This window comes from Methylobacterium indicum, from assembly GCF_001043895.1.
In the GTDB taxonomy this organism is placed as follows: Bacteria; Pseudomonadota; Alphaproteobacteria; order Rhizobiales; family Beijerinckiaceae; genus Methylobacterium; species Methylobacterium indicum.
Window position 1 is genome coordinate 1 of record NZ_JTHF01000039.1, and the last position, 8,631, is coordinate 8,631.

Below are 8,631 nucleotides of genomic sequence, written 5' to 3' on the forward strand. Positions count from 1 at the left end.
GGGCGGGACGGGGCGGGAGGGTCGGCGGATCAGTTCGCCGAGTACTCGCCGACGTTCGGATCGTCGTACGGGCCCTTGCCGTCGAGGGAGAACACCGTCACGCCGCCGCCCATCTGGGTGTAGTTCGCGAGCTTCTTGAACGCGCCCACCGCGCCGAGGCCGGCGGTCGGGTCCTGCAGGTCGAAGACCAGGCCGACGCCCGGCCAGCCGCCGACGCCGTAGTAGATGGCGACGTATTGCGTGCCCTTGTGGGTGTAGGTGATCGGGTAGCCGATCGCGCCGGACGGCAGCTTCGACTTCCAGAGCAGCTCACCCGTGTCGGAGTTGCGCGCCTTGATGTAGCCGTCGAGCGTTCCGTAGAACACCAGGTTGCCGGCCGTCGCCATGGTGCCGCCCCAGACCGCGAAGCGCTCCATCTTCTCCCATTTGAACTTGCCCGTGATGGCGTCGTAGGCCTTGATCTGGCCCAGCCCCTCGGCGTTCTGGCGGTCGCCCTTCGGCCCCGGATACATGTTCAGCGTCGCACCGACGAAGAACTGGCCGGCCCGGTAGGGCAGCATGAAGGGCTCCCAATCCATGCAGATATGGTTGATGCCCATGTAGAAGAGCTTGCGGTTCGGATCGTACGAATCGTGGCCCTGGTTGTGGTAGCCCATCGCCGAGGGACAGATGTCCTTGGAGAGGTGGTCCATCCGGGTGCCGTATTCGGGATCGCGCACCGGCAGGCCCGACTTGAGATCGACCGTCTTGAACACGTTGACCGTGTCGTCGATCTTGCTTGCCGTGACCAGCGAACCGTCGGTGCGGTCGAGGGTGTAGACGATGCCGTTGCGATCCGGGTGCGTGAGGAGCTTCCTCATCTTCCCCTCGCTGTCCTTCTGGTTGGACAGCATCATCACGTTGACGCCGGCATAGTCCCACTCGTCGTGCGGGGTCTTCTGGTAGCCGAAATGCGCCTCGCCCGTATCGACGTCGCGACCGAAGATGGTCATCGTCCATTTGTTGTCGCCGGGACGCATGGTCTCGTTCCACGGCGCCGGGTTGCCGGTGCCGAAGTAGATCATGTTGGTGCCCGGATCGTAGGCGTACCAGCCCCAGTTGGTGCCGCCGCCGATCTTCCAGGAATCACCCTCCCAGGTCTGCGTGCCGAGGCCGAACTGGCCGTATTGCGGGTTCTTGATGTTGAAGTCGGGCGCGAGCAGCAGGTCCTTGTCCGGCCCGGTGGCATAGGCGCGCCACTTCTGCTCGCCGGTCTTGACGTCGTAGGCGGTGAGATAGCCGCGCACGCCGAGCTCGGCGCCCGACGAGCCGATGATCACCTTGTCCTTCACCACGTAGGGGGCGATGGTCAGGGTGGAGCCCATCTTGATGTCGGAATTCTCGATCTTCCAGACCGTCTCGCCGGTCTCGGCGTTGAGCGCCGCGACATGGCCGTCGAGCAGGGTCTTCAGGATCAGGGCCGGGGTCTTGCCATCGCCCGGCCAGTAGGCGAGGCCGCGGTTGACGAGATCGCAGCAGGCCACCGAGCGCGCGGCCGGGTTCTGCTTCGGCTTGTCCTGCCAGATGATCTTGCCCGGATCGTCGAGCCCGAGGGCGAAGGTGTTGTTCGGGAACGAGGTGTGAACGTACATCTTGCCGTTCACGACCAGCGGGGCACCCTCGTGGCCGTTGAGCAGACCAGTCGAGAACTGCCAGGACACCTTGAGGTTCTTGACGTTCTTGTCGTTGATCTGGGTCAGGCCGCTGTAGTTGTCCGAATCGTAGTTCTTGCCCGGCATCAGCCAGTTATCGTCGCTCTTCGACATCTCCAAGAGCTTGTCGTTGGCGAGCGCGGCAGACGGCAGCGCGAGCGGCGCCAGCGCCATCAGGGCTGCCACGGAAACGGAGTTCACAAACTTGCCCATGTTCAGCGTCTCCATTCGGCGTTTCACGTTCACGCGGCCGGCAGCCGCAAAGCGAAGCGTGTTCGCATGATGAGAAATGTCGGACCCGAGAGAGAATGGCCGAGCCTTGACGGCGCAGTCATAGTTTTCTCTCATCGATCACCCTTATAAATAACTTATTACATTTGCTCACCGAAGCCACTTTAGCATCGTGCCATTCTGATGTCTTCCGCTGAGTCGATCTATAGATCGGGAACAAGCGGCAATTCGTATAGCCTATTATCTCGCTTGTGAGATCGTCTTTCGAGCACGGTCCGCGGCGGGCGGGCGTCTTAGCGTCTTCACAAGCGATTGGAATCGCGACGGGTCTGGGCGCGGAAGCGATGGTTTTGCATTGCCGCAAGGTCAGTGCTGCATCGCAGCAATGGCGCCCCGCGGGCCGTGTCCGGCCCAGCAAACTTGTAGCCTATTGACATCAATGGGCTTTCTTGGCACCGCATCGCCCCTGCGCGCATGCGCGGGCCGGCCCCGCGGGCGCTCTGCGACGGAGCGCCGGTGTCTCGGGTCAAGGCGGCATGGCGAAGATCGTCGCTCTCCACTACTTCGCCGTCGTCACCCGATGCAGCTCCCTGCGCGACGCGGCGAGCCAGCTCGACATCCATCCCAACGTGCTGGCGCGGCACATCTCCCAGCTCGAATACTACATGGACGCGCCGCTCCTCGAGCGCGGGCCGCTCGGCATCCGGCTGACGGCTGCCGGCGAGCTGCTGGCGGCCAAGCTCGACCGCACCATCAACGAGCTCGACCACGTCGTGCGGCTCATCGACGACCTGAAGGGCCTGCGCGGCGGGCTCGTCGGCGTCCACGCGGCCGAGGGCGTCGCCTCGGCGATCCTGGTGCCGGTGCTCTCCGCCTTCGCAGGCCGCCACCCCCATGTCCGCGCGCGGCTGCGCACCGGAACCGCCAAGGACGCGGTGCGGGCGATCGAGGACGCCTCCTGCGACATCGCCCTCACCTTCTTCGCTCCGCCCTCCGACGCGGTCACGGTGGCCCAGCGGATCTGGCTGCCGCAATTCATCATCGCACCGCCGGACCATCCGGTGACGCGGCCGGGCGGGGCCTCCCTCACGGCGCTCGCCGGCTACCGCTGGGTCCTGCCGGGCCCGGATTTCGGACTCCGCACCTTCCTCGACAGGGCGGCGGCCGAGGCGGGATGCCGGATCGTGCCGACCTTCGAGGCTTCGTCCCTCGATCTCCAGCGCACCCTCGTGGCCCAGGCCGGCGCACTGGCGGTTCTGCCGCGCGCCGCGGTCGCCGACGAGCTCGCCACCGGCACCATGACGGCGGTCCCCTTCCCCGAGACGATGCCGGTCGAGACCTCCCTCGACCTCTGCGTCCCGGCCGATCGCCAGCCGAGCTTCGCCGCCGAGCGGCTGCGCCGCGACCTCGAGACCGCCCTGAAGCGCCTGCGCACCTGACTGCACCGCAGTTCGTGACCGAGCGGCAGGGGTGACACGAAAAACGGTGCACCCGTCGCACGCTTTCGTCGTAGTCAGCCCGCCCGGCCTCCCGCATCCTGCCTCGATCCGCAGCGGCAAGGTCGCGCGACTATTTCAATGGTCGTGCCGCTGCTTTCCTAGACTTGTCCGGCGCGCAGAATAACGGCGCCATCGATCAGCGTCGCAGGCTGCATGCGAGCTGGTCTGTCGATTGCATGGATGGTGCCGCGTCGGGCGGTACCCGACGGCGTGTTTCGCCGCCGCACCGGCGGCTCGTTTGCGAGGGGAGACAGCTTGATGGCGTTTCGTCGGTCCGTTCTCGGCTTGGTTGCCGCATCCGCGGCCCTGCTCGCGCCTGTCGGCGCGCCGGCGCAGACGCTCAAGGCGGTGATGCATTCGGACGTCAAGATCGTCGATCCGATCTGGACCACCGCCTACATCGTCCGCAACCACGGCTACATGATCTACGATACGCTGTTCGCCCTCGACGCGAAGGGCGAGGTCAAGCCGCAGATGGTCGATACCTACACGGTGTCGCCCGACACCCTGACCTACACGTTCACCTTGCGCGACGGCCTGCTCTGGCACGACGGCAAGCCGGTGACGGCGGAGGATTGCGTCGCCTCGATCAAGCGCTGGGCGGCCCGCGACTCGCTCGGCCAGAAGCTGATGACCTTCGTCGAGGGCATGAGCGCCGACGACGCGAAGCGCTTCACCGTCAAGCTCAAGTCGCCGACCGGGCTGCTGCTGTTCGGCCTCGCCAAGCCGTCCTCGAACGTGCCGTTCATGATGCCGAAGCGGGTCGCCGAGACCGACCCGAACCAGCAGATCTCGGACTTCACCGGCTCCGGCCCCTTCGTGATGAAGACCGACGAGTGGAAGCCGGGCGACAGAATCGTCTACACCAAGTTCAAGGACTACAAGCCGCGGCCCGAGCCGGCCTCGGGCCTTGCCGGCGGCAAGGTGGTCAAGCTCGACCGGGTCGAGTGGCTGGCGATCTCGGACCAGCAGCAGGCGGTCAACGCCCTGCTCGCCGGCGAGATCGACCTGATCGAGCAGCCGGCCTACGACCTGATCCCGCTGCTCAAGGGCGACGACGGCGTCAAGCTCGTCGACTACAATCCGCTGGGCTTTCAATACGCGATGCGGCCCAACCACCTGATCAAGCCCTTCGACAACCCGAAGGTGCGTCAGGCCATGACCTATGCCCTCAACCAGACCGACTTCCTCCAGGCGGTGGTGGGCGACCCCGATTACTACAAGCCATGCAAGGCGCTGTTCGTCTGCGGCTCGCCGCTCGCCACCGACAAGGGGATGGACGGGCTGCTCGAATCGAATTTTGCCAAGTCGAAGCAGCTGCTGAAGGAGGCCGGTTACGACGGCACGCCGATCGTCCTCCTGCAATCGACCGATCTCCAGACCCTGACCAATCTCGGGCCGGTGGCCAAGCAGCTCCTCGAGAAGGGCGGCTTCAAGGTCGATATGCAGTCGTCCGATTGGCAGACCGTGGTGTCGCGCCGGGCACGCAAGGATCCGGTCGACAAGGGCGGCTGGAACCTGATGAACACCTCCTGGGTCTCGGCCGACATCCTGAACCCGGTGATGTCGAGCTTCATGAACATGAGCTGCGACAAGGCCCCGTTCGGCTGGCCCTGCGATGCCGAGATGGAGAAACTGCGCGACGACTTCGCCCGCGAGGTCGATCCGGGCAAGCAGAAGGCGATCGCCGAGGCCGTTCAAGTCCGCTGGCGCGAGGTGGTGCCCTACATCCCGCTCGGCCAGTTCTACATCCCGATCGCCGCGCGCAAGAACATCACCGGCATCCTGACCGCCGCCGCACCGGTGTTCTGGAACGTCGAGAAGAAGAAGTAGGGCGATGGCCGGCTACGTCCTGCGGCGATTGCTCGCCGCCATCCCGGTCCTGGCGATCGTCGCGGTGCTGGTCTTCCTGATGCTGCGGCTCACCCCCGGCGACCCGGCGGCGGTGATCGCCGGGGACAACGCGTCGAGCGAGCAGATCGCGCTGGTGCGCCGGACGCTCGGCCTCGACCAGTCGCTGCCGGCGCAGTTCGCGATCTGGGCCGGCAACCTGCTGCACGGCAATCTCGGCGAGTCGTTCTTCTTCAAGAAGAGCATCGGCGAATTGATCCTCGGGCGGATCGAGCCGACCCTGTCGCTCGCCGCCGCCACGATGCTGATCGCGGTCTGCGTCGCGATTCCCCTCGGGGTGGTGGCGGCCTACCGGCACGGCTCCTGGCTCGACCGGATCGTGATGGGCGTGTCGGTGCTGGGCTTCTCGGTGCCGGTCTTCGTGATCGGCTACCTGTTGATCTACGTCTTCTCGATCACCCTCGGCTGGTTCCCGGTGCAGGGGTACCAGCCCCTCGCGGACGGGCTCGGCGGCTACCTGCACCGGCTGGTCCTGCCGGCGACGACCCTGTCGGTGGTCTACATCGCGCTCATCGCCCGCATGACCCGGGCGAGCGTGCTGGAAGTCTTGAACGAGGATTACATCCGCACCGCCCGGGCCAAGGGCCAGGTCGAGCGCAAGATCCTCTTCCGCCACGCGCTCAAGAACGCCGCGGTGCCGATCGTCACGGTCGTCGGCATCGGCATCGCGCTCCTCATCGGCGGCGTGGTGGTGACCGAGAGCGTCTTTGCCATCCCCGGCCTCGGCCGCCTCACGGTCGATGCGGTGCTGGCCCGGGACTACCCGACGATCCAGGCGCTGATCCTGATGTTCTCGGGCGTCTACGTCCTCATCAACCTCCTGATCGACCTGACCTACAGCCTGTTCGACCCGAGGATCCGCCATTGAGTGCCGAGCCGACCCTGCTGGCGCCCGCCGCGGCCGCACCCCTGCCGCCCGGCCGCACCCTCGCCGCCCGCCTCGTCCGCAACCCGGTCGTCGCGATCGGCGCCGGCTTCCTGCTCCTGATGGCGCTGATCGGGATCTTCGCGCCGTTCCTCGGCACCCTCGACCCGACCGCGATCAACCCGGCCACCCGCAACCGGCCGCCGGGCTTCGAGCGCACGATCCGGGCCGAGGACGGCACGGCCACGACCTACCGCCACCGGCTCGGGACCGACACCCTGGGCCGCGACGTCTACAGCCGGGTGCTCTACGGCGCCCGGGTCTCGCTCCTGATCGCCGTCTCGGTGGCGACCCTGTCGCTGGCGATCGGCCTGCTGCTCGGGCTCCTCGCCGGATACATCCGCCCCCTCGACGGGCCGATCATGCGGCTGATGGACGGGCTGATGGCGATCCCCGGCATCCTGCTCGCCATCGCGGTCGTGTCGCTGTTCCGCGCCGGCCTTCCGGCGGTCATCGCCGCGATCGTGGTGCCGGAGATCCCCCGGGTGGTGCGGCTGGTGCGCTCGATCGTGCTCTCGGTGCGGGAAGAGCCCTATGTCGAGGCCGCGATCATGGCCGGCACCCGCCTGCCGCTGCTGATGGCGCGCCACATCCTGCCCAATACGATCGCGCCGCTGATCGTGCAGGGCACCTTCATCGCCGCCTCGGCGATCCTGGTCGAGGCGGTGCTCTCGTTCCTCGGCATCGGCATCCCGCCGGAGACGCCGAGCTGGGGCAACATCATGGCGGAGGGCCGCAACCTGTTCCGGGTCTACCCCCACACCATCCTGTATCCGGGCATCGTCCTCGGCCTCACGGTGCTGGCCGTGAACATGCTGGGCGACGGCCTGCGCGACACCCTCGACCCGAAGATGACAGGCCGATGAGCGCACCGATGACGTCCGTGCCCTCCCCCGTCCTCCAGGGACCCGTTTTGGAAGTCGAGAACCTCGCCATCGCGCTGCCGGGCGGCGGCGACCGGCTCCGCGCCGTCGACGGGGTCTCGTTCACGGTCGCCCGCGGGGAGATCGTCTGCGTCGTCGGAGAATCCGGCTCGGGCAAATCGGTCACCGCCTTCTCGGTGATGGGCCTGCTCGCGAAGGTGCTGAAGCCCGTGGCGGGCGCCATCCGGCTCATCGGCGAGGATGTGCTGACGGCAAGCCCCCAGCGCCTGCGGGCCCTGCGCGGCGACCGGATGGCGATGATCTTCCAGGAGCCGATGACGGCGCTGAACCCGGTTCTCACCGTCGGCGACCAGATCGAGGAGGTGTTGCGCATCCACACCGACCTCGGGCCGAAGGAGCGGCGGGCCAAGGTGCTGGCGATGCTGGACGCGATGCACCTGCCCGATCCGGAGCGGATGCACGCCTCCTATCCCCACCAGCTCTCCGGCGGCCAGCGCCAGCGGGTGATGATCGCCGCGGCCCTGATCCTCGACCCGGCGCTGCTCATCGCCGACGAGCCGACGACGGCGCTCGACGTCACCACCCAGGCCCAGATCCTCAAGCTGATCCGCGAGATGCAGGAGCGCCGCGGCACCGGCGTGCTCTTCATCACCCACGATTTCGGCGTGGTGGCCGAGATCGCCGACCGGGTGGTGGTGATGCAGCGCGGCCGCGTCGTCGAGCAGGGTCCGGCCGCGCAGGTGCTGGAGCGACCCCAGCACCCCTACACCCGGATGCTGATCGGGGCGGTGCCAACGATGACGCCCGCCCGGCGCCCGCCGGTCACCGGCGCGCTGGCACTGGAGACCGCGGCCCTCGCCAAGACCTACCGCAGCAGCGGCCTGTTCAAGAAGACCCGCGAGGTCCACGCCGCCGCCGACGTGGCGTTGCGCATCCATCGCGGCGAGACGGTCGGCATCGTCGGCGAATCGGGCTCGGGCAAGTCCACGGTCGCCCGCTGCATCGCCCGGCTGATCGCCCCGAGCGGCGGCCAGATCATGGTCGGCGACCGGGACATCGCTCGGCTGACCGAGCGCCGGCTGCGGCCGTTGCGCCAAAAAATCCAGGTGGTGTTCCAGGACCCGTTCCGGTCGCTCAACCCGCGCCGCACCGTCGGAGCCTCGATCATCGAGGGGCCGGTGAATTTCGGGGCGAGCCCGGAGGCCGCAACCGCGAAGGCCCGGGAGCTGATGGGCCTCGTCGGACTCGATCCGTCGGCGCTCGCCCGCTACCCGCACCAGTTCTCCGGCGGCCAGCGCCAGCGCATCGCGCTTGCCCGAGCGCTGGCCATGGAGCCCGAGATCCTGATCGCCGACGAGGCGGTCTCGGCCCTCGACGTCTCGGTACAGCGCCAGGTGCTGGCCCTCCTCGACGACGTGCAGCGGCGCTTCGACCTCGCGATCTTGTTCATCACCCACGACCTGCGGGTGGCGGCCCAGATCTGCGACCGG

General features: G+C 67.3%; 6 protein-coding genes. 5 read left to right on the plus strand and 1 reads right to left on the minus strand.

Annotation, left to right across the window (positions count from 1 at the left end; genetic code table 11):
• Positions 1-29 precede the first annotated feature (29 nt).
• Complete coding sequence (locus QR78_RS05110; RefSeq protein ID WP_048426430.1) at positions 30-1,904, minus strand: methanol/ethanol family PQQ-dependent dehydrogenase; 1,875 nt, start codon at positions 1,902-1,904, stop codon at positions 30-32.
• A 554-nt stretch (positions 1,905-2,458) separates the two neighbouring features.
• Between QR78_RS05110 and QR78_RS05115 the strand changes: the two genes are divergently transcribed.
• The 5 genes from QR78_RS05115 to QR78_RS05135 all read left to right on the plus strand — a co-directional run.
• Positions 2,459-3,361 (plus strand): LysR substrate-binding domain-containing protein, encoded by a 903-nt coding sequence (locus QR78_RS05115; RefSeq protein WP_048426427.1) that lies wholly within the window; start codon positions 2,459-2,461, stop codon positions 3,359-3,361.
• A 318-nt stretch (positions 3,362-3,679) separates the two neighbouring features.
• On the plus strand, positions 3,680-5,254 hold the full coding sequence (locus tag QR78_RS05120) for an ABC transporter substrate-binding protein (protein WP_048426428.1): 1,575 nt from the start codon (positions 3,680-3,682) through the stop codon (positions 5,252-5,254).
• A gap of 4 nt (positions 5,255-5,258) precedes the next feature.
• Positions 5,259-6,200, plus strand: coding sequence for an ABC transporter permease (locus QR78_RS05125; protein ID WP_048426429.1), 942 nt, complete (start codon positions 5,259-5,261; stop codon positions 6,198-6,200).
• Positions 6,197-7,123 (plus strand): ABC transporter permease, encoded by a 927-nt coding sequence (locus QR78_RS05130; protein ID WP_244278468.1) that lies wholly within the window; start codon positions 6,197-6,199, stop codon positions 7,121-7,123. The genes QR78_RS05125 and QR78_RS05130 overlap by 4 nt, the downstream gene beginning before the upstream one ends.
• An 8-nt stretch (positions 7,124-7,131) precedes the next feature.
• A partial coding sequence (locus QR78_RS05135; protein WP_048426432.1) for a dipeptide ABC transporter ATP-binding protein occupies positions 7,132-8,631 on the plus strand: 1,500 nt, incomplete at its 3' end.

Coding starts and splice junctions, on each gene's coding strand:
- QR78_RS05110 (WP_048426430.1), bottom strand. CDS start 1,904: ATGGGCAAGTTTGTGAACTCCGTTTCCGTGGCAGCCCTGATGGCGCTG.
- QR78_RS05115 (WP_048426427.1), top strand. CDS start 2,459: ATGGCGAAGATCGTCGCTCTCCACTACTTCGCCGTCGTCACCCGATGC.
- QR78_RS05120 (WP_048426428.1), top strand. CDS start 3,680: ATGGCGTTTCGTCGGTCCGTTCTCGGCTTGGTTGCCGCATCCGCGGCC.
- QR78_RS05125 (WP_048426429.1), top strand. CDS start 5,259: ATGGCCGGCTACGTCCTGCGGCGATTGCTCGCCGCCATCCCGGTCCTG.